The sequence below is a fragment of the Paraburkholderia fungorum genome (assembly GCF_046026025.1).
GTDB lineage: Bacteria > Pseudomonadota > Gammaproteobacteria > Burkholderiales > Burkholderiaceae > Paraburkholderia > Paraburkholderia fungorum_E.
This window is the reverse complement of sequence record NZ_JAQQFL010000010.1, coordinates 123838-148881: the sequence shown is the minus strand read 5'-3', so window position 1 is coordinate 148881 and position 25044 is coordinate 123838. Positions and strand designations below refer to the sequence as shown.

Below are 25044 nucleotides of genomic sequence, written 5' to 3'. Positions count from 1 at the left end.
ACGTAGGTCGGTCGCATGGGACGGCCAATGCGTCGATACGCCCTAAAAAATCAAGCAGAGATCGTCGCAGGTCGATGGGCGCATGTCAAGTCGGGCGTACAGACGCAGAGTTACAACGACCTTGCGATTTGCGTTCGCAAACAACGTGATCTATCGCACTATTGATGAAATTTGTCACAATATAGGCAGCGATTTTGTCCGCGCTTGAGCTTTGAAGTGATGTCGCGTAGAGTCGAAACGACTCGACTTTCCCGACAAGCTGATGTATGCGAAAGGCTTCGCAAAGCACGGTTTCTAAGAAAAGAGGGGGGGCCGATCTGGCTTCCCACCCCTCCCAGCACTTTTAATTGAGGTAAATGTATGGGAAGTCCATTGATTTCTGTGGTAGTTCCAACTTCAGGTAAGGAAAAAAATCTATCTCGCTGCATTAATTCCCTAGCCTACAACGCGCCAAAACAATTTCTCGTTCAGTCGGAATTGATTGTTTTTCTAAACGAAGATCCGATTTCACCGATTAATTACGAGCGAATCGATGCTTATCTGGCGACTATCAAGGACTTGTTTGGCTCACTCAAAGTAGTACGTGCGGCGCGCTTTGAACTCACCGCTGAAGAATCTGCACATTCTGCGTCAGAGCACGCAACGGGAAAGTTTATCTGGCTGGTTGGGGATAAACGCATATTCTTACCGGAAGGACTTCGCGTCCTGAGTAAATGGCTGGAAGCGCCGACGGCGCCTGCCGCATATTTTAATTCGGCGTGGATATCGTCGAATGCGCTGACAAATAACTACACTTCCACCCATCTGACGTCGACACAAGCGATTCTCCCGTACAAACTGTTTGTCATGAGTACTGGAATAAACTACATGGCTACAAATATGGGCACGTGGATTTTCGAGCGGAGATGCCTGGATCGTGAGATTTGGGGCGAAATCATCAAGAGGTGCGGCCCGCACTTTTCCCATGTGACGACAGCTCTGGCAACGCTCGGAGAAGAATCGCTGCAATGCTTTTCACTGTTTCTGTGTCAGATGGAAAGCAAGGCCTATCACACCGGAGACGACACCGAGTGGGTAAGGTATTCGCGCCTGACCAACACCTATCGCTTCTACGCGTGGACGTTGGGCCTGGTCAGGCAGTTTCAGTTCCTGGTCGATCGCGGAGTGTACGAGTACGCCGACATTCGGCGTTCGATGTGCTCGGAAGGTGTATTGCTGCGTCGCCAGATTGATGAGATTTACACCCACGTCGCCGGCCAGTTGCGACAGGGATGGTTCGATAAATCGCAGAGAGTGACGCAAGAAGAGTTTGAGGAAATATATCAATTCCTCGTTCGCGTGTGCCCGGAGAAGATCATTTTGAACGATCATTTACGGGATATTTTTAACGGCTATGACACTCTTGGAGACAAGGATTTCTCCCGTCGAATTACAATGATCTACGACGCATTTGGCGTCGACTTTTCTGCGACACGCTTCGGCTCACTTATCGTCAGCCAGATTGGCGATCAGTTTTTGCGCCTGCATCCAAAAGGCTTTGTTTTGTCCCCTGTAAAAGATAATGAGGATTTCCTCCTGGCATATAAGTTCCCCGACGCGCCTGCTGCCGGAGGTCAGTGGAAAATACTCAGTCAGGAGGAACTGGATACGTTCGAGCACGGGGCGAGACTGACCAAGTTCGGAAAAATCATACCCGAAATTAATTACGTCAAACCCAAAAATAACCTTATCAGGAAATTCACTGCCAAGTGGGTCGTACGGTTTTATCGTCGCCGAATCGCCTACAAAATCGTCTCTCTTTTGCCCGGACATATCAAGCGTCGGCTGAAAGCCATGTTGATGTAATGAGGGCGATGTTGAGGGTCATGAACTGAACCCGCGCAATCACCCTGGCGGGATTCGCCGGCCACTTCTGCAGCGTGATAATCACCGAATGAACCTGCGACCGCCACGGACGGTCGCACACCTCACCCCGAGTGAATCGATCACGTCCGCGTCGACCCGAAGCTCTCAACAAAAAGTGAATCTGTAATCTGCCCCGAATCCTTGAAGGATTACATCGACATCGGCTTCAAGGGTTTGGGTGTCGCGGGCCTCGAAGGCCAGCCACTCGTATTTCATCTTGTGCCAGAGCTTCTCGATACGATTGAGCTCCGGGCTGTACGGTGGCAGGAAGCACAACGTCAAGTCTTTCGTTTGTAGCAGCCCGAGATAAGGCCGCAGTGCGCGGGCCGTGCGGACCGATGCATTGTCGAGAATCACGGTTAGCGGCTTGCCGACGTGTTCGACCAGCAGGCCGAGAAATCCGACGAACAGCATCGAGGTCATCTTCTCCCACAACTTCACTGCAAACGACCCTCTCGAGGACAGCAGTGCTTGCGACCACGTTCAGACGCTTACCGCGCCAAGCGTCAATCATGTGTTGCTCCCAGACTGGTATCCAGGCACTTCGATTCGACTGCGCTTGCGCGAAGCTAGCTTCGTCTACGTAGGCGAGTTCGATTTCGCCACGCCGGACTTACTGGACCAATACCCCGATTTCAGATTGGGCTTGTCGGAACCGTTGTTCGTCCCGCTTTTTTAAGCTATGTCGGGTTCGCTTCCATACCAGCCCCGCTCGCTTGAGAACCCCTGTCAGCGTATTGCGATGAACCCGAATCCCGAACTTTTCTTCGAGTCGTGTCACCAGTTCCGGTGCCGTCAGCGCCTCCAGCGTCGCCGACACCTTCAACTGCTCAACCTGCTCCGGCGACAGCTTCAACGGCGCACCGCTACACGGCGCGTCCGACAGCCCTGCCGTGCGTTTGTCCAACCAACGATAGCGCTTCTCGTACACCGCCTCCAACGTCAACTCCTGCCGCCTGGCTATCTCCCTGGCTGGCACGCCGCTGCTAAACATCAGAATCGTCCGGGACCTGTCTCGTGTTCGCCAATCACGGCGGCTTCTCGCCAGAACCTCAAGCTCGCTACGTTCTTCCTCCGTCAGTTCCGGTGGTTTCGATACGGCCATCGTCTATGTCGCGGTTCTTGTTCGGCCCGGCAGTATAGAGATACTTCTCGTGAGGCGCTTAAATCGACGATATGAACTCAAATACCAGCGTCCTCTCAACTCCTTACTGAGTTCCCCGATTTCCTGTTCGATCCGGCGTTCACTGAGCGCGCTCGCCTTTCTCCCACAGCCCTCACCCGCACCAATAGGTTTCGCGGTGCTTGCGCTACCGTCAGCGTTCCTTCTGACGTTGGGCGGATTCACCGGTGCTCCGCTTTCACCTCGATTTTTTTTTGGTGACAAGTGGCGAAGTGGCGGTCGGAAAGCGAGCAATCAAGATCTGTAACTTCCTCGGCGATCTGTCGTTCCCGCTGTACCTCTTCCGCATCCCGGCGATGCTGGTCGCGCTAAAGCTCGGCTCCAACCGCTTTGTGATCACGCTTGCCTCGATGATCCTGCTTTCGACGGCCGCGCTGTATCTCGTCGGTTATCCGAGTCGCAAGCTGTTTGGCCGGAAATCATCGACACGCACACGCGCGCAAAAGGATCCTCCCCCCGATAGTGCCCTTCCGCAATGGGACTTTGACGTCTGGCCGTACCGTGCGCAAATGGTTATCCCTTGGCTTTGTAAGATGGGGCAACCGTGGATTGCAATTCACGCGACATGCATTGGAAAGGTCATCGTGAACCTAACAAATGTCTGATTGCGCGCCCGAAGACACGCATTGGTGCTGTGACACCCCAAGATGTGCTTTTATAGACCCGGGAAAGTTCTTCTCGCAAGGCGTCGAGTCGTGCTTCATCTCGTGTTGCATGGGGTACCGACAGGTCGGCGAGTTGCTGCTCTAAATGCTGCCTAAGCAAGTTAACTTTGTTGTGGGTCGCCCTAGCTTCGTCCCGTGCAATACGCGTTTCAAAATGAATCTCGCGGAGTCGCTTTTCCGGCATTAAACTCTGCGCAAGAGCGGAGCATTCCAACATCGCGACTAGACTAAGGGGGCAATACCGCGAGGGGTACTCGAATACGGGAACAAGTCCAGCAGCCTTAGCAAGTTTCACGAGGCTGCGGCGCGAGAAGTGCGTGATGTGTTCATGCATCTCGTATAGTTCGCCGCCGTACCTCTCCTGCCAGAGGAGACCCTCAGCCAAGTTCGAGTGTGAGGGCGCCGGAACATCGATAAAAATGAGTCCATCCGGGCGCAGTCTTCCGGTAAGTTCGCGCAGTACCGGTACAGGGTCTGAGAGATGTTCAAAGACGTTCGACGCAAAAATCATGTCGAATTTTTCTCCGATCTGGTCGGCGTTACCTGCGCAGAGATCGTCGACGGTAACAGTGGACCAAGGGAACGCTCGGGCGGGAACGGTTCCGTCCCCCCCGAAGTCCAGTATTCGTTTGGCTTCCGCCATCTCTGGATACACGTTGACGAGCTCGATATAGTCGCTAACGCGAATCATGTAGTAATCCGTAGAAAGAGGATCATCAAATAGCGCAAGGTATCGCTCATATGATGGCTCGATCTCCAGTCGGACTCGAGTGTATTCCTCGCCGCGATAGTTCGTGTATAGGCGCGCCGCCTCTTCGTCTGTAAGGCGGCGTTCGAAGAACACCAAATCGCATTCCGGACAGTATCGAGTTGTCGTCTCAAGCGAACCAATCGCACAGTAGCGCGATAGAAATGGTGCTATCTTGGCCGCTTTACCTTGGGTAGGACCATTGCAAATGAGACATGAGACTCGATTCACAATCAACTCCTTCACGTTTCGGCTAAAGGTATCTGCATCTGCGGGCGAAAATGGCTGCGGGTCAATAGTACGTAGAAAAGATCTGCCCAGCTAATAAAACAGATTTTAGACATACTGTTTTTTTAAACAGTATCCATTGGCGCTCTCGTAACAGCTTCCGCCTCCCCGAACTTCCCTGCGCGGGGTCCAAGCAGGTATTGAACATGTGAGGCAGTCGGGTCTTCGACCATAGGTCGATAGTTGTGAAATCGAATATCGGTTACGTGAGGGATATGTGAACCCTTGCTTATACATGCCTCGAACTATCTGGAATGTTGTGTAAAGGGCACGTGGTGTCAGGGACCAGACTTGAACCGGCAAGCCGTTAGGCGGCGGATTTTAAGTCCTTAGTCACTGTAGGAAAACGCAGGCTTCGGGCCTCACTTTCACAGTGGCATAGGGGTTTGCGGGGTGTCTCCATACTGTATATGTGAACAGTAATTGAACGGTTTACGATAGAAAAACCCACGCCCTTTCTGGCGAATATGTACTGTATATTCATACAGCCATATGTCAGCGCCGTGGTCCTTCCTCCATTTATCCCGCCTACGCTCGCCGAGCTGCGCGAGTGATATCGGCCGTACAAAGAAACCGGAATGTTTGGCACCGGGTCCTAGAGGTTCAGCATACGAGAGAGATGCTGACGGAACTGAATAGGCTGCTCGCGAAGGCGACGCGCGCGGCCCAGCGTTCGGAGTTCGGAGTTCGGAGTTCGGAGTTCGGAGTTCGGAGTTCGGAGTTCGGAGTTCGGAGTTCGGCAGGCTCACCGGTGAAGACGCGCCTCTTCGCGCGGCGTGCATACTGATCGATACGGAAATGTTTCGCGTCGGGCCAATCGGTAGCAAAGGAAAGCGCCGACCTCCGGCGCGGTCGATTGAAGGTGCTGCGGGGTTCGATTTCGATCCTGATGACCCAGCTGATCGCGCGGCGTTTCTGATAGCACGAAGTCACCAGAAACGGTGTTAGACAGATTGATGCGCGCCAGCGGGCGTATGAGATGGATGGAAGGCACAGCCCCAAGACTGTAGCCGCCGAATGCAGCAATTGCTGTTACGCCGGCACACCAGAGCCGACGATAACCTCGTTCGGCGCCAGCATCTACACCGTCGGTCGCATCGGCATCGGCACCTGCTCCTGCGCCAGTTATCTAGGTTGCCGTCTTCGGCGACGATGCAACGGCGGGCGTGGCTAACGCGTATGCATGGAGCTTTAGCAGGGTTTCGCCAGACGAAGCGGACGCGCTTCAGATGCTTTTGCAGGGCGCATCCAACGACACCGGCATCACCCTTGGTAACAATGCCAGAGGTGGAACGGCAAGTTCGTTAATGAACATGCTGGATGGCATGGATGGGTCCGGCGCTCCATTTACCGCAATCCTGGCTGAAATCCCCGCACCTATCGTCACCGACAATCACGCGGTCAACGATCCGCTCAGCGGCGAGACGCTTGCCGATTATTCAGGCTATCTGGCGCAGTACATCGCAGATGTCCTTGCGGCGGGAGAAATTGCGGTCCTTGAAGAGCCGGGCCCGGTCTGTGACGGCCAGCACCCGATGTTGCCTCAATACATTCAGGCCATGGACGCTGCGGCTGCGCAGTACGGCGTCGCGCTGGTGCGCCAGTACGCATATTCCCAGTCAAATCCCGACTGGTGCAGCCATATGGCGCAGAGCTTTTATTCGGACGCCTGTATCGACTCGCTGAAGATCAAGCAGGAACATGCAGTTGTCGGGCCGCTCGTCAAAACCATTCTCGGGGAATAGCCACGAAAACCATTATTCAAGCGTCGCGCAACCGACACAGAACGCGCTCGTCCGTTCAAAACAAGGTTCGCCACCAATGCGCATCGTGGCGCGCTGCCGCAATAGCCATGTCGCTCGGCTGCACTCTCTCGGCTTGCGGGGGTGGTGGGGACGGTTCCGCGCCATCATCTACAGCCGCTGCGGCCACACCAACTCCCGCGAAACAAGCCATCCAACTGCCGATCAAAATCTCGTGGCGGCGTGATTCGACGAATTACGGAGTTTGCACTGCGCCGCAATACGCACCCACTTATCGTCGCGCAGAAACGCCCGCCATGCTTCTGCAGGCCGACTTCAACAAGACGCTTGGCACCGGTGTCGTGCTCCTGGTGGATCAGTCCGCGCCGGGTTCAAAGTTGAAGCAGGACTTGACCGGTACAGGCTCTTTTTCCTCCACTGCGTACGGTACGGGGTAGCCATTGGCAACCGTACTGGCGAGCACGGACCAAGGATTTAGCACTGTAACGGGCAACTATGGCATCAACGACGAACTGGTCGAGCAGCGCACGGTATGAGTACGACACCGAATGGCAGAACTGGATCACCACCGTCCAGGCCGCAGGTATGGTCCCGATTGTCCTGGAGCAGAACCCAGTCGCACCGACTTCGCTGAATGGCGCGACCTACAATAGATCATGGATCAACGAACTAGCCTACGACGGCTTCAACGGACGGCACGGCGGTCGCACCGCCGTATCAGGCGTTCATCCACGTGATCAATTGGAACGTCACGCTGCTCGGCCCCGAGCGCGTACACCCGCATCAGAACGGCTATCTTTACAAGGAACAGCAGTATTTCCCTACAATGCTGTCAGCCGTCAACAAGGTGCTCGCCAAGTAAGCGCCGCCCTCCAAAAAATGACCGAACCGGTGGTTGGTGCATAATATGCCCCTCGCCGCCGGTTGAGCGCATGACGGACCATGATCAGACTTCTCTGGAAAACCTTAAAACGAGCAGCCAATCTGGTGCTCCGGCTCGTCATTGAGCCGCGCGAGGTAGACCGGCGTCGGAAGACCGTCGCGTATCAGCTTGGTTTGATGCATTCATTCTACGAAGACAACGATTTCAATCCGAACCGCGAAGGGACGGATGTCCACCGGATCTGGAAAATGGGATACCGGGAGGCCGAACGGTTGGCCATGATGCTCCGATAGGCATCGCGACACTTTAATACCTGATTCATCGGAGTCACCATTGATTCATGAAAAAGAAAGCGCCGCTCAATGGGGCGTTCTGGCCGCTCTGCGATTTTTCCTCGCCGGCACCGTAGCCATTGGCCATTTTGCGCTGTTTGTCAGACCCGACCCAACGCATCTTTTTGGTAACGGCTACCTGAACCCGGGGAGCGCGGTATTCGGCTTCTTCATCCTGTCTGGGTTCAGCATCGCTGCCAGCGTCGACCGCGAAACAAAAGGCTTCTACCGGCGCAGATGCATTCGTATCTGGCCGCTATACCTTGCGACGATTGCCACTGGTGTGGCACTTTCACTCTGGATGCCAGGCGGCTTTGTACTTCCTAGCGGCGACACGATCCCGGCCGCATCGCCTTCGACGATCATCGCATCGCTGTTCATGCTCCAGACGGTCATCGGCATGTCGCTGCCGATGGTTGGTCAGATATGGTCGCTCAGCCCGGAGTGGTGGCACTATATGTTCGCGCCAGCACTTAAGAAAGTACCGAACATTGCATTGGGAATCTGGATCGCCCTGTCATTGTGGGCGTTCATGAAAATTTCACCACCACCCGGTCATGGTATTGAGGGCCTGTCGCATGGTCTTCCTTTCCTGACCCTGTCGTGGCTATGGATCACCGGTTTCCTGTACCACCGGATGAGTGGAACGCCGCTCGGTTTCGTAGTGCTTGCGCTACCGTCAGTATTCGCGCTGACACATGGTCATTTTACCGGCGCTCCGCTGTTTATCACTATTTTCGTTTTGGTAATGAGCGGCGAACTGACGATGGGCAAGCGGGCGATCAAGATCTGTAACTTCCTCGGCGATCTATCGTTCCCGCTATACCTCTTCCACATTCCGGCGATGGTAATCGCGCTAAAGCTCGGTTCCAACCGCTCAATAATCACGCTAGCGTCGATGATCCTACTTTCGACGGCTGCGCTGTATCTCGTCGACTATCCGAGCCGCAAGCTGTTTGGCCGGAAGCCATTGACTCGAACGCATGCACAACTAGACGAGGAGCCGACGACAACCTGATCTGCAGCAGCGGACGCTTAAGCGATTGTCGCGCTCGCTTCAAGAAGTGCCGCCAGTGTGCCGTTCTGGCATTTGTAAAGAACCGCCACATATACACCGGCAGCCGTGAAGAACGCCTTTGCCTGCGTTGGGTTGAATGTATGGTTTCCCCGGCTCATGTCGGGTCATACAACTGTCGTGGTGTCGTCGGCGAAGATCGTGCCGCCAATGATGGGCCACTCACGCCATACGTTCTATCTAGGGCAGACGCCAATGTGGACGTGATTGTGGGTCCGGTGCCCATCGCAGTTGCAGCCTGTTCGGCAAGTGTAGGTGGAACGACAACAGGTGCCACATACGGGTCGACTGTTACCTGTTCTTCCGAGATAGCCGCGATAAGCGCCTCAAAAGCGTCAGGGGTTGCCACAGCATGAACATGGTAGGTCAGCCCGCCAAGTGCCCCCACGTAGCCATGAGTCGCGGGCGTTGCCGATGACGCCATGTCGGTAGACGCGAACCCCATCTGTGTAAAAATCAGTGGCAGTATTGGACTCTCCATGCCCAGCTTTGAGCGTTACTGCTTGAGGGGGTCAAAATTGACCTGCCACCAGCGAGAATGCCCGCAATCGCCCCCTGCGGATGTCGCCGCTGTATTGGGATCGCATAGACCCATGTGCCGCCAGCCGGCAACGAATATTTAGTGGAAGTGGTGATCTGCACGAAGTCGCTAGGGGTGCTATTCGCCGCGTGTGGCCGCACCGTGTTACCGATTGCGCCAGAACCGCCCAGCCCGCTGTAGGACGTGCCATCGCATTCCAGCGTAACACAGGTATTTGCGGGCAGCACGATGCTCGTCGTAGCCGCCCCATAGGCAGTATTGAAGTTGCCTGCGGTTAGCGTAAGCGTGCCTGTCGAGCTGTTATAGATAGTGATCTGCTTGCCAGCGTTGCCTGTAGCAGCAGGTAGTCCGATGGTGTAACCGCCTGCGCTTCCGGTACTCGTCGCGACAAAGCACCCGAGCAGAACGTCAGAACGTAAGAACTTGCCCCTGAGGCGAGCGCCGGGTTCCAATAGACGAGCGCGTTGCCATTCGCGACTAATTCATTGCCTTGCAGCGTGAGATGCGCGCCGCTGACCAATGGCTCGACTGTTCCGGAGGTATTCAGCGTCGACACCCCCGTGTTCGTCGTCTTTACCTTGAACGACAACGGCACCCAAGGCACCGGTGTGGTGAGCGCCGGCGTGAATGCGACGACTTAAACATTCGCCGCGCCAGTGTCAACTTCAACGTTCGCGGTCCTCCCTTGTAATATCGTTTGAATTGCAGCGAGCAACGGATTCCATGCGCTCCTGTTCGGCGCCAGCCCTGCGGCGATGATGACGTTGTAAATTTCAGCCGAAGCATATTCCACGCATAGGCAGAGACATCGATCACTGGCGTGTTCGTGATCGGATTTCCGGAGGGCGCATATTGCGGTGTGCCGGTCGCAGGTGCAGCCCAAGTAAGTTCGATCGGCTTGCGCAATTCGATGGTCATTTCAAACGGCATGACCTTGCGCGGTTTCTTTTTCTGTTCTTCGTTCATGGATTAACTCGCGATCTGCTCCGACACCTGCGAGCCTTCGAAACGGACCGTCAGTTTTGCGTCCTCCGTATCGACCTCTTGAACGTCGACGGCGCCCATGTTCCGGCCGGTGACGATCTTGCGGCTCGCCAGCGTCACGACAATCGTCGAATTGCGCATCGCGTTGAAATTGGCGACCGTCAGGCCACCGGAATCACGAAGCACCATCTCCATGAACGGTGCGACTGGGGGGTCCTTTCGTCCGTGGAAGCCGTCTTTCCCGAGCAGCGCCTCACGCTTGACCGTCGAGACCGAATACTTCAGGCCTCCCTCCAATTGCTGCGTTACGCCGTCGATTGTCGCCTGGGCAATACCGGCAATTTGGTTCGAAGACATCGATTCCTCTCCAGAAAGTGAAAAAACCGCCCGAAGGCGGCTCTGCTATGGCGGTTGTTGGCATACCGGAGGCGGAACTGCATGAGGGTCGCGAAAGTACGGAGCTGATTCACCGGAGTGTCAGGCGACCGAATGTCCACGTGGTTCGGGTTCGTCGTGTTCTTGACGACCTGAAGTGCTGCGGCATACGCATCGGAATTCTGAACGAAGCCATCCGCTTCGCGCTCCTCACAGAGCGCGATAAGGTCGCCGACGATCTTGGCCGGCGTTACCAGACCGGAATTCACGGGCGAACGAGATCCATCACCTGACAGACAAGCGAGCAGGGTGGAAGGATGGTCTCAAACGGGTGCAGATTCTCGAGAAATGGGCGTCGGAGTACGCGGACCAGGACGCGAATGATCTGCATACCTAGTCGATCCGCTTCGTCGGATACATTCGGGCGAGCGTCGACCATCTTGGTCGCACCAAGCACCTCCTCTCCGATGCCGCAATCCGCAATGTGCTCGCGTGCCTTCGAGCAGCGATCAATACGCCCATAAGATCGGCCGATTAGAGGTCGACCAGACCGCGCGCATGATGATCCCAGCGGTCAATAATGGCGGCACCATTACCCGCAACGGAAAGAGATGCTGCAGATCGCGCGCGCGTGCAAGCACCGTGAGGTCCGCGCGGCCATCCGGACAGCGTTCTACTCGAGTATGCGCCGCGGCGAGATCCTGATGGCAAAAGTCTCACGTTAGGGATATTCGCTCGGCGACACAAAGAACGGTCGGCAGCGCATCATCCCGATCCACCTGCACGTCGCCGTGCTGGCGCGCCGCGTGCGGTTTACGCTGACGGTCAAACAGTTCGAAGAGGCGTGGAAACGCGCACGCGCCGCGTGGGAGATGATCAACGCCGGCATCGACCTATTCACGGTTGGGGGTGTGCTGGGGCATAAGTCCGTCGTGTCAACGAAGCGGTATTCACACCTGGTCACGGACAGGCTCGCTGTAGCGATCGGGAAGATTGGGCAGAAGAGAACGGATCAGGGGGAATTCGGTTTAGGGTAGAAAAACTCACACCCCAGTGAGAATGCGGAAATGCCAGAAGCTGCGAATCTCTTGCTGGGCGGGTGGTACCGGGGGCAGGAACGGAACAGTTCGTGCAAAGCCAATCGTTCTTCGATCCCAGCCTGCGGCCTCTTGCCTTCGCTTCCATCAATCTGGTTTCCATCAGATTCTGATGGGAATCAGATTGGCAATTTTGCCGCTCTCTGTGAAGACGCTACTGCCGCGACGCTTACCGCAATTTCGCTCAAATGCCCGCATCAAAAATCCGCGAGCCTCTTGACGATATACGCTTCCACCCGCGCACGAAGCTCATCGCGATCGCTGCCGACAAATACCACTGGCGCGCGGTCCCGGCCCAACGCGAGCAGATCAACACGCGCGCCCGTTAATGCGGCTACTTCGCGCCCCTCAATGGTATAAAAATTGTACCCCCAAAACTCACCCCCGGTCATAATGATCATTAACTCGTAGTAACGATTAATCCCCGTCCGGGTCGGCTTAAGTACAGTATTTGAAATATCAATGCTCGGAATCTCGATGTCCATCACCCCCACATATTCAGCGATGTTACGAATCTGGGCACCAGGATCCTGCACCAGATCTTCATAAATCACTTTCAGTGGCGTGATATTTCTATCGGCAAATAATTTTTCAAAATTGCGCTCGTTTTCAAGCAAAAAATTCAACTGCCATTTGATTGTGTTATTGTCAAGCAAGCATTGACCGTGCTTATCGTTCTGGTCAAAGCTGTGCCACACACCGGAACGCTCTGAAATAGCAAGCGATATTGCTTGCGCAAGAATATTGTTTCGGGTGAGATAAATGACACGCCATTGATTGAGGTTTCTAAAAAACTGATCTTCCTCAAAAAAACGCACGCCTTCAACCTCGATTCCAAAGACGCCATTTTCGGTCGAAAAACCTGTCTTGAGCAGATTTTCATATGACGAAAATAGGTCTGAGAACGGTATCGACAGAGATCGGATAATGTCGGGAACAAAATATTCAATCGGATATCCCAATTTACCCGTAGAACTAAGTAGCTCCCCCAAAAGCGTTGAGCCCGAGCGCGGAATCATACAAATCGCATATTTCACCGGTGCCTCCGAGCGGCGCTTCGTCACATCGGCGATAATTTCAGCAGATTCCTTGGGAAAGAGCGACGCCAGATATTTCCGGTTTAAAGTCCAGCACCGATCAAAAATCTCGGCACGTGCTCCCACGTCAACCGGCGCATGATCTACGACCTTGGGAGCAAACGGTATCGCGGCCGCCCACTTCAACGCCTCAGTTGTGTCGAGTGATGAGCATTCGTCATCGCACCGGAACCGGACTGCCCCCGTCGCCTCGTCGCAATTAAAAAGCGCAAATCGCAGACCCGCTTTGCACGGTTCGGAATCGCCTTTTGGACGAGAGTTGATCAAAAAGTCCACAAAGCTGTTTTCAGCGAGGTTCAGGTGGCCGGCGTATACGGAACGAGCTTCCTTATCATTAACCTCCCGCTCCCATATCGACTGCCCGTTGACATTGACGGCGACGGAAAACGCAGACGCCGTTGCGTCAGATGAAAATTCAGCGACGATGCAATATAAGCCTTCCTTCACGAGACGTACCCTAGCCGCCAGAGTCTTGCGCGGATGCGCGACAAGTAGCAATTGCTTCGGTGAAAGCGTTAACCCGTCCGACATTGCCGTGCGATTATCAAGGTTGATTAGCGCAAAACCCGCATTAACTTCCGACGCCCCTCCGAGCGGAGGGGCGTACCACTTCTTCACTCCTGCGTCAGAATAGAGATGCTTCCTGAACGCAAAAAACCAGAAATTATCGATTTCTTCACCAAATTCTGTCACGGACTCAGCGGAAAAGGAAATGTTAACCGATGGGATAATAGCTCGATCCAATTCCGAAATCGCCTTAGTAACTAGCGATTCAGAGCGTTCATCCGGAGATGAAGCAGATTTTTGTTCACGATTATTCATGGTTGAGCTCCCTGTCGTGTCGTCATGCGGTTCGCCTGTCGACTGAGCCTGACCCTCATCCAAACTCGCGACCATACTAACGTCTTTCACTTCAAAAAGAGTACTTGAAGGAAAAATCCGGTGCAGTACGTCTGTAAAAAAATTTCTAAACATTTTTCTCGTGCAACAAGCGCCAGTCAGAATGATCAGTTAAAATAACTTGCTACCACACCGGCGCGTGTAATAATAGTTAAAAATAGCAACGCATTTTTAAAAAAATTTATGATCGATCTCATTCAGTCGATCAATATCCAACTCCGCCTCAAATATAAATCATTTCATTGATAGCGACAATATTCTCGCCAAATCGACGTCGTTGCCACATTCGAGAGGAACGATACAACCTGTCATGAACCACCACGACACGGCGGTCTTTCATGGGAATCTGGAACCATCCGCGGGCAACGCGCCAGTAACCGAAAAGAAAGGGAAACCGACGAGTGGGCGGGACAGCAGCAGCGAGCGCGGCTCAATAGTTCGGGGTCGATCCACTTGCTCGCGGCAGACGTAACATGGCAATGCGCATGCAATACGCATGGGGGCCGGCGGCAACCGGCATCAAGCGGCCCGCTGCCGGGAACGAATCGTAGTGCGATCAAGGAAGGAAGCGACTCGGCGAAGGACGTCGTCCAGATATCGAAGTCTCGCACCCGTTCAAGTCGAAGATATTGGCGCTTATGCCATCGGAAAGAACAGCCGCGCAGCGCGCGCCGCACCGACCACCTGCACGAGAAAAGTCAGGTTGACTCGACAATCGACCCATGTTCCATCGTGATCCGGCGATTGGCAAGGCGATCCGCAAGGCCATGATCATGCGTCGCGATGACCAGAATGCCTGCATCACTCACAAATTGCTCAAGCCGCTCCTCAGCCTTGTGTTTGAAATGCTCGTCACCGACACTCATCCACTCGTCCATTAGCAGGACTTCAGGTTTGATGATCGTCGATATCGAAAACGCGAGTCGCAGCGTCATCCCTGACGAGTAGGTCCGCACTGGCACGTTGAGAAAATTACCCAGTTCACTGAACTCAGCAATCTCGTCTGCTAGCGCCGCAATCTGCTTGGCCTTGAGGCCAAGGAACAGTCCACGCAGGTACATATTCTCGTACCCGGTGGACTCCAGATCCATGCCGAGCATCGAGTCCAGCAAGCTGGTAACGCGGCCCTCTACTCGAACGGAGCCTTCCTCCGGGTGGTACACCCCCGCAAGCACCCGCAACAAGGTCGTCTTGCCCGCCCCGTTACCGCCAAGCAGCGCTACCCGGTCGCCCTCGCCGATCTCCAGATTAATTTCGTGCAGGGCCTCAACAACCGTATGCCCAGACTTGCCCACAAATTGGCCGCCCGTGGCAGCGGCCATCACTGCGCGCTTGAACGAGCGTTGCTTCGCGTCGTAGATGGGAAAGCGTACGCTCACGTTCTCAAGAGAGATATGCATTCGAACGCTCCCTTAAAGCCAGTATGTAACGCGATGCCGGCACTTGCCGAGCATGTACAGCGCCAACGCGGTTCCAACCACCGCCATTCCCGCGGCCCGAATCCAGATATCAGCCGTCGGCATCATACCGAGCAAGGGCTCACGCAGGAGTTCCAGAAGGTAGAAGAACGGATTGAGATGGATCAGATGCTGCCGCGCGGGCGACAACTGTTCCGCTTTCCAGATAATCGGTGTCACGAAGAACATGACTTGCACCAGATTGCCGATCACCGGTTGCATGTCGCGATACCGCGTGCAAAAGATACTCGTGATAACGCCAATCCAGAACAGATTGATTAGCACGAGAAGTATGGAAAACGGCAAAACCAACAGACTCGCATTCAAATGGACCGGCAAAATCGCCCAGATGATGACGAAAACGATGATGTTGTGAGCAAGTATGATCGAGTGCCGGTACATCACCCGAAGTACGAACATCGAGAGCGGCAACTTCATTTGCCGAAGATAATTCGTCGAATTCGAAAACGCTTCTCCGAAATCACTGATTTGCCCGGCAATAAAGCCCCAGAAAATCAATCCAAGCGCCAGGTGCGGAATAAAGGACGCAGCGTTATATCCAAACAGCGACCCGTACAACGGCCCCATGGCGCCGATCATCACGCCCATGCTAATGGTCAGCCAGAATGGCCCGAGCATGGAGCGGCGATAGCGTTGACGGATATCCTGCATGCCGAGCGCGAGCCACAACTCGCGGCTACGCAAACCATCCCGGACATCATTTACGGCGTTCAAATACTTCACACTTGACGACTCGAAAGATCAGTCCGATGGACTGGTTTTGTTCAACTGGGAATGGAGCAAACAGAGTGTGGCGCCATTCGCCACACATTGAAATCAGCCGCCTGCGCCAACCTGCTGCAGGTGGCGACTGCGCGCTCCTCTGCTCATCGTTCTTTGCCGTGGGCGCTGCGAGGCTTACCGCTTCGACGAACCGCCCTGAAGGCCTGAAACGGGGGACAAACTGAAAGAAGCAATCCCCCAAAATTATAGCCCGGCGAGTATCCCGCACATGTATCACCTTGTCAACGCGTCAGGATCGCGGCGAACCTGGGGGCCTCGCCCCCGCATCGATCGAAGCAACTTGCCCGCGTGTTACAGGAAGTTGCATGTCACAAGCCAACATTCTGTTCAACCCGGCACGCATCCGCCGTGCCTGAACGTGATCTGCTCTCAAGACGCCCGGAACAAATGCAGCGCTGCATACTGCAGCAGAATGATCGTCTTGCCATCCACGATCTCGCCGCTCTCAATCATTCGCAACGCCTCGCCGATCGATAGTTCGATCACCGAAATATCCTCGCCTTCTTCCAGCAAGCCGCCGCCCGCCGTGATCTTGTCTTCCGGCGTATAGGGCGCGACGAAACCATACACCGTGTGGGCGACACAACCCGGCACCATCAACGCCTCGCAGACCTTCTTGACCGACGACACGCGATAGCCGGCTTCCTCCATGATCTCCGCGCGTACACGATCTTCCGGCGACGCACCGTCCAGAAAACCGGCTGCCGCCTCGAGCGTGAATCCGCTCGAACCTTGCAAGTAGGCAGGCAAACGGAACTGCCGCACCAGCACGACGGTGCCGCGCGCAACGTCGTAGAGCAACCCGGCGGCGCCGTCGTCCACGTGGTATGTCTCGTTGGTGAGTAGTTGCGTGCTGCCGTCGCTACGGTCATATTCGTAGGTCAGCTTCTCCAGCCGCCGCCGCTCATTCGACAATGTTTCTCTGGCTGTCACACGGATACGCTCGCGGTCTGACATCTTCGTGCTCCTGCATCAGGTTTGAGTAAGCGACGCACCGACGCGTGCCCGTACGGCGCTCACCGCGCCGCCATGCAAAGACTCAACGCATCGCGCCAGTCCGGCGCACGAACACCGAATGTGTCCGCAAGCTTATCGTTCGAAAGGCGGGAATTGCCCGGTCTCGCGGCCGCAGTGGGATAGGAAGCAGCAGGAAGCGGCATGACCCGAGGCTTCGCTGCCAGTTCGGACAATTCGAAAATCGCCTGCGCGAACCCGTGCCAGGACGTCTCGCCCGAAGCTGTCAAATGATAGACACCTGAATATGACGACCACCAGTCGTCCCAGTCACCCGCCCTGGGCCCCGCCGTCTGCGCAAGCACGTTTGAAGTCAGAGCGGCAATGGTATTGGCCCATGTGGGGGCGCCATACTGATCGGCCACCACGCTTAACTCGCTGCGCTCGGCGCCGAGACGCAGCATTGTCAACAGGAAGTTCTTGCCGCGCGTTCCGTAGACCCAACTGGTGCGAAAAATCAGATGCGCGCAACCCGACTCGAGAATCGCCTGTTCCCCCTCAAGCTTGGTGCGCCCATACACATTCTGCGGGTTCGGCTCATCGTCTTCGACATACGCGGTGGCCTTCTTTCCGTCAAACACGTAGTCGGTAGAATAGTGAATCAGTGCCGCCCCCAGGCGCTTCGCCTCTTCAGCCAGCACACGGGGCGCGTCGACGTTGAGCTGCGTAGCACCCGCGACGTCGTTTTCGGCTGCATCGACTGCGGTGTACGCAGCCGGGTTGACGATCAACGCCGGTTTGGTTGCGCGCACAACCTCGCGAATCTGCTGCGGGTCGCGCAGATCCAGCCGGCTGCGATCAAGCGCGACGATTCTGCCCAGCCCCTGCAAACTACGCTGCAATTCGAAACCAACCTGACCGTTGGTGCCAGTCAGTAATACGACACGCTGCTCACTCATGGCCGCCCCCGTCAATCCGGCAATTCGGCGTCGGCCAAACGCGGCGCGGCGGCGTCTTTCGCGGCCAACAGTGCTTCACCGTCGAGCGGCCATTCGATGCCAATCCGCGGATCGTTCCACAGCATGCAGCGCTCGTGTTCGGCGTACCAGTAGTCGGTTGTCTTGTACAGGAACTCCGCCTGTTCCGACAACACCGCGAAGCCGTGCGCGAAACCAGCCGGAATCCACATCTGCCGTTTGTTCTCCGCGCTCAGCCGCTCGCCCGCCCACTGACCGAAGGTCGGCGAACCCTTGCGAATATCGACCGCGACGTCGAACACTTCACCTGACACGACGCGCACGAGCTTGCCCTGCGGCCGCACGAGCTGGTAGTGCAAACCGCGTACGACGTTCTTCGCGGACAACGAGTGGTTGTCCTGCACGAACTCGACTTCAACGCCGAGCGCTTGCGCAAACTCCTTCGCATTGAAGCTTTCGAAGAAAAACCCGCGGGCATCCACAAACACCTTGGGTTCGATGATTTTCACTTCCGGCAGCGAGGTCGGAATAATGTTGAGCTTCATGCGAGAGGATCCGAAACGAGCTTGAGCAGATATTTACCGTAGGCGTTCTTCGCGAGCGGCCTGGCGAGTCGTTCGACCTGTTCCGCGCCGATCCAGCGCTGACGGAACGCCACTTCTTCAGGACACGCAACCACCAGGCCCTGGCGCTTCTGCAAAGTCGCGATAAACGTCGCCGCATCGATCAGCGAATCGTGCGTGCCGGTATCGAGCCATGCGTAGCCGCGCCCCATCAGCTCGACGCTCAGCCGGCCGGCCTTCAGGTACGTCGAATTGACGTCGGTGATTTCGAGTTCGCCGCGCGCGGACGGCTTGATATCGGCGGCGATATTGCAGACGTCGCGATCGTAGAAGTAAAGACCGGTAACCGCGTAATTCGAGCGCGGCGTGAGGGGTTTTTCCTCGATCGACAGCGCGCGAAAATCCTTGTCGAACTCAACCACGCCGTATCGTTCGGGATCCTGCACGTGGTACGCGAACACGGTCGCGCCGTCGGTGCGCTGGTTCGCGTGGCCGAGCTGGTTCGCAAGATCGTGGCCGTAGAAGATGTTGTCGCCGAGAATCAGCGCCGACGGATCATTGCCCACAAAATCGCGGCCAATGATGAACGCCTGCGCGAGCCCGTCCGGTGACGGCTGCACCGCGTACTGGAAATTCATGCCCCACTGGCTGCCGTCGCCGAGCATCGACGCGAAACGCGGCGTGTCCTCGGGAGTCGAGATGATCAGCACGTCGCGGATGCCGGCGATCATCAGTGTTGACAGCGGGTAGTAGATCATCGGCTTGTCGTACACCGGCAGGAGTTGCTTCGATACAACCTGCGTGATCGGGTACAAGCGAGTGCCGGAACCGCCGGCGAGAATAATGCCCTTGCGCGCCATCTCGAACCCCTTATGACCGTTGGGAGTAGTTCGTCTCGACCCACTTCCGATACTCACCGGAAGCCACTTCGTCGACCCACATCTGGTGGTCGAGATACCAACGAACCGTTTTCGCGAGTCCGGTCTCGAAGGTTTCCGCCGGCTTCCAGCCGAGTTCGCGTTCGAGCTTGCGCGCGTCGATCGCGTAGCGGCGGTCATGGCCCGGACGATCTTTCACGTAGGTGATCTGGTCGCGGTACGAGGCGCCCGCCTTGGGACGCAATTGGTCGAGCAGATCGCACAGCGTATGCACGACGTCGAGGTTCTTCTTTTCGTTCCAGCCGCCGATGTTGTACGTCTCGCCCGGCGTGCCGCGCGCGAGCACTTCGCGGATCGCGCTGCAATGGTCGCCGACATACAACCAGTCGCGCACGTTCTGACCGTCGCCGTAAACCGGCAGTGCCTTGCCGCCGAGTGCGTTGGCGATCATCAGCGGAATCAGCTTCTCAGGAAACTGGTACGGGCCGTAGTTGTTCGAGCAGTTCGTGGTGAGCACCGGCAGGCCATACGTGTGATGGTAGGCGCGCACCAGGTGGTCGGACCCTGCCTTGGTGGCCGAATAGGGACTATTCGGCGCGTACGGCGTGGTTTCGGAGAATTGCGGATCGGTAGCGGAGAGTGAGCCGAACACTTCGTCGGTCGATACATGCAGGAAACGGAATGCGGCCTTGTCGGCCTCGCCGAGCGTACTCCAGTACTGACGGGTCGCTTCGAGCAACGTGAAGGTGCCGACCACGTTGGTCTGCACGAAATCCGCCGGGCCGTGAATCGAACGGTCCACATGGCTTTCGGCGGCAAAGTGCAGCACGGCACGCGGCTTGTGCTCGGCGAAAAGCCCGTCGAGCGCGGCGCGATCGCAGATATCGACGCGAGCGAAGATATGGCGAGGATTGTCCTGTTGCGACTTGAGCGTGCCGAGATTGCCGGCGTAGGTCAGCTTGTCGACGTTCAGGACCGCTTCGTCCGACGTACCGAGCCAGTCGAGCACGAAATTGGCGCCGATAAAGCCCGCGCCGCCCGTTACCAGGATCATGAAATTTCCTTCTAGATGGTAGTGGCGGATCAACTCGGCCTGCTGATCCGTTCACCTCGCGTTGTGGTGTTCACTCTGTGTCGACGCCCGCGGCAACCCCCGCCCCTCGCGAACAGACGCTGAAACGCCGATCTTATTGAGCCACGATTATAAAGCCGCGCCGATGAAAACCCGAACCCAGGTCACCCGGAACAGCTTGACAGAACCGCCTGGCTGTAAGGTTAGAGCAGGACCATGGGGTATCCCGCGCCACCCATTTTCCCTACGCCGCCAACATCCAGCGCAGCGTATCCATAAACGGAATGGCCTCCACCTTCGGCACCAGCGAGCGCAGCTTCGCTGGCGACCCGGCCAGCATCTTCACGTCGGTTTGACGCACGAACGCCGGATTGACCTGAATCTCGATCTCGTGCCCGGTCAGATCGCTCGCCGCCGAGAGAATCTCCCGCAGCGTATAAGGCGTGCCAGTGCAGACATTAACCGTCTCCGAGGCAGCGGCCTCGGAGTCGAGCAAAGCCTCATAGGCGCTCGCCACGTAGCGCACGTCCGAGAAATCGCGCGCCACGTCGATATTGCCGAGCTCGATGGCCGGTTCGCGCCGGGCGAAATGCTCGACGATCTTCGGCACGAGGAAGTTCGATGCCTGCCCACGGCCGGTATAGTTGAACGGCCGCACGATCAGGATGGGCAGCCGGTCGAACCAGGTCCGCACCATCGTTTCCATCGCCGCCTTGCTGGCGGCATAGTGGTTCACCGGCGTGACCGGGAAGGTTTCGTCGATGGCGTCGCTCGTGACATTGCCGTAGACATTCGCGCTGCTCGCGATCAATAGCTTGCGCGGTGTATGGCCGACGGCCGCGCACGCCTCCAGCAGATTCAGCGTGCCGATCACGTTGACGCGGTAAAAGTCGAGCGGATCGTTATGGCCGACGAAACTGATCGCCGCCAGGTGCACGATGTAGTCGGGCCGCACCGTTTCGATCACACGCCGGCATGCATCGGGCGACGTAATGTCGAGCCTGAGGCGCGTCGGCGTTTCAGCCTCGTTGCGCCCGGCCACCGCTTCGATCACGGTATGGCCGCGGCCGAGCAGATTGTCGACCAGATAGCGGCCCGTGAAGCCACTCGCCCCGGTGACGAGCGTGCGGACAGGTTGCTGCGCATGAAAAGACGACATGCTTTCTCCGTTCACGAGGGTCATCCTGTTGTGGTGCAATATCGCGCGCGCGGGCGGCGGTACGCCTGACAACCTCCCCGGCTAAGCCGGTTGCTGGCGGCTCCTCGCGGCCCATACCGCGATATCCATGCTTCAAACGGGCTATTATGTCACGCTAACTTGCTGCACCGCCCAACGCGGCACGCCTTGTTCGTAACCGCGTGTATCGAACTGCACCGACTTCCCGATGACATCCTCCACCGCTTCCACCGCCGCCTATACCGCCGCGCCTCCCGCCGCCAGGCAGCCGCACCCGCTACCGCTCGCTTTCGGCGACCTGCAAGGCTGCCGCACGCCGTTCCAGCAGTTGCTGGCCAAGGCCGCGCCGCCCGCGGACACCCCACTGTGGTTCGCGGGCGACCTGATCAACCGCGGCTCGGAGTCGCTCGCCACCCTGCGCGACATCATCGCGCTGGGCGAGCGCGCGGTGCCTGTGCTGGGTAACCACGACTTGCATCTGCTGTCGGTCTCGGCGGGCATTCGCAAATCGAAGAAAGGCGACACGATCAATGACATCCTCTCGGCGCCGGATGCCGCCGATCTGCTCGAATGGGTCCGCCACCGTCCGCTCGCGCATTTCGACAACGGCATGCTCATGGTGCATGCGGGCGTTCTGCCGCAATGGGACGCCGCCTTGACGATGGAACTCGCCGAGGAATTGCAGCGCGCGTTGCGCGCGCCGAACTGGAAGGAAACGCTCGCGGGGCTGTACGGCAACGAGCCGAATCGCTGGACACCCGGCATCAAGGGCATCGAGCGGCTGCGCCTCACCTGCAGCACCCTCACGCGCATCCGTTTCTGCAATGCCGAAGGTGTGATGGATTTCAGCAGCAGCGGCGGCCTGAATTCCGCGCCGCCGGGCGGCATGCCCTGGTTCGACGTGCCGTCGCGCAAGACCGCGGACGTCACCGTCGTGTTCGGCCATTGGGCCGCACTCGGATTGACCTTGCGCGACAACCTGATCGGCCTGGATTCCGGCTGCGTGTGGGGAGAGAAACTTTCTGCCGTGCGCCTTGCGCAGAATCCCGCAGAGCGCACGCTGACTCAGGTCGACTGCGAAACCTGCCGTGCGCCAAACGGCGGCAACTAAAAGCCAGCTCGTTAGCCGGCTCGTTAAGCCGACCGGCTGGATTGATCGGCCGGCTCGATCAGCGGCGCCGAAACGCTGGCGTCGCTAGAAACGCCGGCGGCAGCGGCCGAAGAAATCGCCGCCGCGATCGCAGCGCCGGAGTTCGCCGTCGCACCGCTCTGCATCTCCCGCAACGCCGCGGCAATCACCCCTTCCGCCTCGGCCGCCAGCGTGCGCCTGTCCGCACCTGGCGCAAGCGGCGCGCCGACATACACGTGCGCGGTCAACGGGCCGCCACGCAGCAACATATTCAGCGAATCAGCCAGCGTCAGATCGTCGATGTACGCAGGCGCGGTGGATTGCCGGCCCTGCGCATCTTCATACATGATGCACAGCGGCTGCACCGGCGCCGCGGCCGACACGGCGGCCTGGAACATATTCGCGTGAAACGGCAGCAGCGTCAGACCGTTTGACGTCGTCCCTTCGGGAAACACGCACATCAGCTCTCCCGCGCTCAGGCGGTCGGACAGTTCGTGCATGATGCGCTTCGCGTCACTACGCTTCTCGCGCTGGATGAACACCGTGCCCAGTTGCTGCGCCAGCCAGCCGACCACGGGCCACTGCCGGATCTCGGCCTTCGAGACGAACGGTGTGGGCCGCCACGCGTTGATCACATAGATGTCGATCCACGAGATGTGATTGGCGACCACCAGCGCGCCGCGGTCGAGCCGCGCGCTGTCGTTATGCACGACGAGCCGCATGCCGCACAAACGCAGCATTTTCAGCGACCATTCGCGGTTGAGCGTCAGCCGCCCTTGCGCGCCGGCTTTGGGGAAACGCGTCGCGACGGTCCACATGCCGTGCAGCAGATGCGCGATGAGACGGGCCTTGCGTAACGCGAGCTTCATAGTCGGAGCTTTCCGTAACTGGGCATTGCCGCGGATATTAGCGCTGTTCGAATGCAACGTGACCGGACACGATCGTCGTGCGCACGCGCGCCGGTAGTTCATAACCAAGGAACGGCGTATTGCGCCCCTGGCTCTTCAATGCGCGTGGCTCGACGCGCCAATACGCATGGCGGTCGAACACGCAGAGATCGGCGACGGCGCCCACCTCGATGCGACCCGCCGCGCCCAGCTTCAGCACGTCGGCCGGCGCCGTGGTAATGCGGTTCAGTGCCTTGGCCAACGGCACGCCCGCCTCGTCGGCCCATTTGACCGTCAGCGAAAGGAACAACTCGAGCCCCGTCGCGCCCGGCGTGGTTTCGGCGAACGGCAGGAGCTTTTCGTCGTCGTCGACCGGCGTATGGTCGGAACAGATCGCGTCGATCGTACCGTCGACGAGACCCGCACGAATCGCTTCGCGATCGCGCTGCTGGCGCAACGGCGGATCGAGCCGGAACTGCGCATCGAAATAGCCGATGTCGACATCGATCAGATGCACATGATTCACTGTGACGTCGCACGACACCGGCAAGCCTTCGGCCTTCGCCGCGCGCATCAACCCGATGCCCGCCGCCGACGACACATGCGACAGATGCACGCGCGCGCCCGTCACGCGGACCAGTTCGAAGATCGTGTGCAGCGCGATCGTCTCAGCCGACGCCGGCACGCCCGACAGCCCAAGGCGCGACGCCAGCGCGCCGCTCGCGGCCACGCCGCCACGGCCGAGATACGCGTCGACCGGACGCAGCCACACGGTGAAGCCATAGGTCTTCGCGTACTGCAACGCGCGCATCAACACCTGCGTGTCGACCACCGGCACGTCGGCCTGGGAAAAACCGATACAACCCGCTTCGGTCAGCTCGACCATCTCGGTGATGACCTGGCCTTTCAGACCGACGGTCAACGCGCCGAGCGGATACACATGCGCCTGGTTCAGATTGCGCGCGCGGAACTTGAGCATCTCGACGAGACCCGGTTCATCGAGCGTCGGATCGGTGTCCGGCGGACACACCAGGCTCGTCACGCCGCCCGCCACCGCCGCGGCCATTTCAGATTTGAGCGTCGCCTTGTGTTCGTAGCCCGGTTCGCGCAGGCGCGCAGACAGGTCGACGAGTCCCGGCGCGATATGCAGGCCTTTGGCGTCGATCGTCTTCGCCGCGTTGAAATCAGCCGGCGCGTGACCGATGGCGACGATCTTGCCCGCTGCGATAAAAATGTCCTGCTTGTGTTCGGTGCCCGCTGCCGGATCGATCAGCGTGCCCCCTTGAATATGAATCTTCATGCGCTGCCTT

23 protein-coding genes are annotated in these 25044 nt (G+C 57.5%); 7 read left to right on the top strand and 16 right to left on the bottom strand.

The features are described 5' to 3' along the window. Positions 1–360 precede the first annotated feature (360 nt). Positions 361–1845, top strand: coding sequence for a hypothetical protein (locus tag PQR67_RS13785; RefSeq protein WP_408459687.1), 1485 nt, complete (start codon positions 361–363; stop codon positions 1843–1845). 165 nt (positions 1846–2010) lie between these two features. Here the strand turns inward: PQR67_RS13785 and PQR67_RS13780 are convergent, their stop codons facing one another. Both PQR67_RS13780 and PQR67_RS13775 read right to left on the bottom strand, forming a co-directional pair. Then, positions 2011–2370, bottom strand: coding sequence for a transposase (locus PQR67_RS13780; protein WP_408459824.1), 360 nt, complete (start codon positions 2368–2370; stop codon positions 2011–2013). A 148-nt stretch (positions 2371–2518) separates the two neighbouring features. Beyond that, positions 2519–3010 carry a helix-turn-helix domain-containing protein gene (locus PQR67_RS13775; RefSeq protein ID WP_408459684.1) on the bottom strand — a complete coding sequence of 164 codons (492 nt, stop codon included), beginning with the start codon at positions 3008–3010 and terminating at the stop codon, positions 2519–2521. A gap of 245 nt (positions 3011–3255) precedes the next feature. Here PQR67_RS13775 and PQR67_RS13770 point away from each other — a divergent pair, with 245 nt between their 5' ends. Beyond that, complete coding sequence (locus PQR67_RS13770; RefSeq protein WP_408459681.1) at positions 3256–3693, top strand: hypothetical protein; 438 nt, start codon at positions 3256–3258, stop codon at positions 3691–3693. Here PQR67_RS13770 and PQR67_RS13765 read toward each other — a convergent pair. Continuing rightward, positions 3668–4597, bottom strand: coding sequence for a class I SAM-dependent methyltransferase (locus PQR67_RS13765; RefSeq protein WP_259461484.1), 930 nt, complete (start codon positions 4595–4597; stop codon positions 3668–3670). The genes PQR67_RS13770 and PQR67_RS13765 overlap by 26 nt on opposite strands. A gap of 1421 nt (positions 4598–6018) precedes the next feature. Between PQR67_RS13765 and PQR67_RS13760 the strand changes: the two genes are divergently transcribed. The 4 genes from PQR67_RS13760 to PQR67_RS13745 all read left to right on the top strand — a co-directional run bounded on the left by PQR67_RS13760 (position 6019) and on the right by PQR67_RS13745 (position 8785). Beyond that, positions 6019–6534: an SGNH/GDSL hydrolase family protein gene (locus PQR67_RS13760; protein ID WP_408459678.1), complete on the top strand. Its 516-nt coding sequence runs from the start codon at positions 6019–6021 to the stop codon at positions 6532–6534. Positions 6535–7285: 751 nt separating this feature from the next. Continuing rightward, complete coding sequence (locus PQR67_RS13755; RefSeq protein ID WP_408459675.1) at positions 7286–7414, top strand: hypothetical protein; 129 nt, start codon at positions 7286–7288, stop codon at positions 7412–7414. A gap of 80 nt (positions 7415–7494) precedes the next feature. Continuing rightward, positions 7495–7728: a hypothetical protein gene (locus tag PQR67_RS13750; RefSeq protein ID WP_408459672.1), complete on the top strand. Its 234-nt coding sequence runs from the start codon at positions 7495–7497 to the stop codon at positions 7726–7728. Between the two features lie 40 nt (positions 7729–7768). After that, positions 7769–8785 carry an acyltransferase family protein gene (locus tag PQR67_RS13745; RefSeq protein WP_408459669.1) on the top strand — a complete coding sequence of 339 codons (1017 nt, stop codon included), beginning with the start codon at positions 7769–7771 and terminating at the stop codon, positions 8783–8785. 1171 nt (positions 8786–9956) lie between these two features. On the opposite strand, the gene PQR67_RS13740 is transcribed toward PQR67_RS13745, so the two are convergent. The 11 genes from PQR67_RS13740 to PQR67_RS13690 all read right to left on the bottom strand — a co-directional run bounded on the left by PQR67_RS13740 (position 9957) and on the right by PQR67_RS13690 (position 21700). Then, on the bottom strand, positions 9957–10349 hold the full coding sequence (locus PQR67_RS13740) for a hypothetical protein (RefSeq protein WP_408459666.1): 393 nt from the start codon (positions 10347–10349) through the stop codon (positions 9957–9959). 3 nt (positions 10350–10352) lie between these two features. After that, positions 10353–10724: a phage tail tube protein gene (locus PQR67_RS13735; protein WP_408459663.1), complete on the bottom strand. Its 372-nt coding sequence runs from the start codon at positions 10722–10724 to the stop codon at positions 10353–10355. A gap of 1312 nt (positions 10725–12036) precedes the next feature. Beyond that, positions 12037–13758, bottom strand: a complete 1722-nt coding sequence (locus tag PQR67_RS13730) for a Stf0 family sulfotransferase (protein ID WP_408459660.1) — start codon at positions 13756–13758, stop codon at positions 12037–12039. 776 nt (positions 13759–14534) lie between these two features. After that, on the bottom strand, positions 14535–15236 hold the full coding sequence (locus tag PQR67_RS13725) for an ABC transporter ATP-binding protein (RefSeq protein WP_408459657.1): 702 nt from the start codon (positions 15234–15236) through the stop codon (positions 14535–14537). Positions 15237–15248: 12 nt separating this feature from the next. Further along, a complete protein-coding gene (locus tag PQR67_RS13720) occupies positions 15249–16028 on the bottom strand; it encodes an ABC transporter permease (protein ID WP_408459654.1) in 780 nt (259 codons plus the stop codon). 438 nt (positions 16029–16466) lie between these two features. Further along, positions 16467–17054 (bottom strand): NUDIX hydrolase, encoded by a 588-nt coding sequence (locus PQR67_RS13715; RefSeq protein ID WP_408459651.1) that lies wholly within the window; start codon positions 17052–17054, stop codon positions 16467–16469. 59 nt (positions 17055–17113) lie between these two features. Further along, positions 17114–18010 (bottom strand): dTDP-4-dehydrorhamnose reductase, encoded by an 897-nt coding sequence (rfbD, locus tag PQR67_RS13710; protein WP_408459648.1) that lies wholly within the window; start codon positions 18008–18010, stop codon positions 17114–17116. A gap of 11 nt (positions 18011–18021) precedes the next feature. Further along, a complete protein-coding gene (rfbC, locus tag PQR67_RS13705) occupies positions 18022–18573 on the bottom strand; it encodes a dTDP-4-dehydrorhamnose 3,5-epimerase (protein WP_408459646.1) in 552 nt (183 codons plus the stop codon). After that, positions 18570–19451 carry a glucose-1-phosphate thymidylyltransferase RfbA gene (gene rfbA, locus PQR67_RS13700; RefSeq protein ID WP_408459643.1) on the bottom strand — a complete coding sequence of 294 codons (882 nt, stop codon included), beginning with the start codon at positions 19449–19451 and terminating at the stop codon, positions 18570–18572. The genes rfbC and rfbA overlap by 4 nt, the downstream gene beginning before the upstream one ends. Before the next feature lie 10 nt (positions 19452–19461). Further along, positions 19462–20523, bottom strand: coding sequence for a dTDP-glucose 4,6-dehydratase (gene rfbB / locus PQR67_RS13695; RefSeq protein WP_408459640.1), 1062 nt, complete (start codon positions 20521–20523; stop codon positions 19462–19464). 262 nt (positions 20524–20785) lie between these two features. After that, entirely contained in the window at positions 20786–21700 is a 915-nt protein-coding gene (locus PQR67_RS13690; RefSeq protein ID WP_408459637.1) for a GDP-mannose 4,6-dehydratase, read from the bottom strand. 226 nt (positions 21701–21926) lie between these two features. On the opposite strand from PQR67_RS13690, the gene PQR67_RS13685 reads away from it, so the two are divergent. Beyond that, positions 21927–22829, top strand: coding sequence for a symmetrical bis(5'-nucleosyl)-tetraphosphatase (locus PQR67_RS13685; RefSeq protein ID WP_408459634.1), 903 nt, complete (start codon positions 21927–21929; stop codon positions 22827–22829). Positions 22830–22852: 23 nt separating this feature from the next. On the opposite strand, the gene PQR67_RS13680 is transcribed toward PQR67_RS13685, so the two are convergent. Next, positions 22853–23716 carry a lysophospholipid acyltransferase family protein gene (locus tag PQR67_RS13680; protein ID WP_408459631.1) on the bottom strand — a complete coding sequence of 288 codons (864 nt, stop codon included), beginning with the start codon at positions 23714–23716 and terminating at the stop codon, positions 22853–22855. Between the two features lie 37 nt (positions 23717–23753). After that, positions 23754–25034, bottom strand: a complete 1281-nt coding sequence (locus PQR67_RS13675) for a dihydroorotase (RefSeq protein ID WP_408459628.1) — start codon at positions 25032–25034, stop codon at positions 23754–23756. Positions 25035–25044 lie beyond the last annotated feature (10 nt).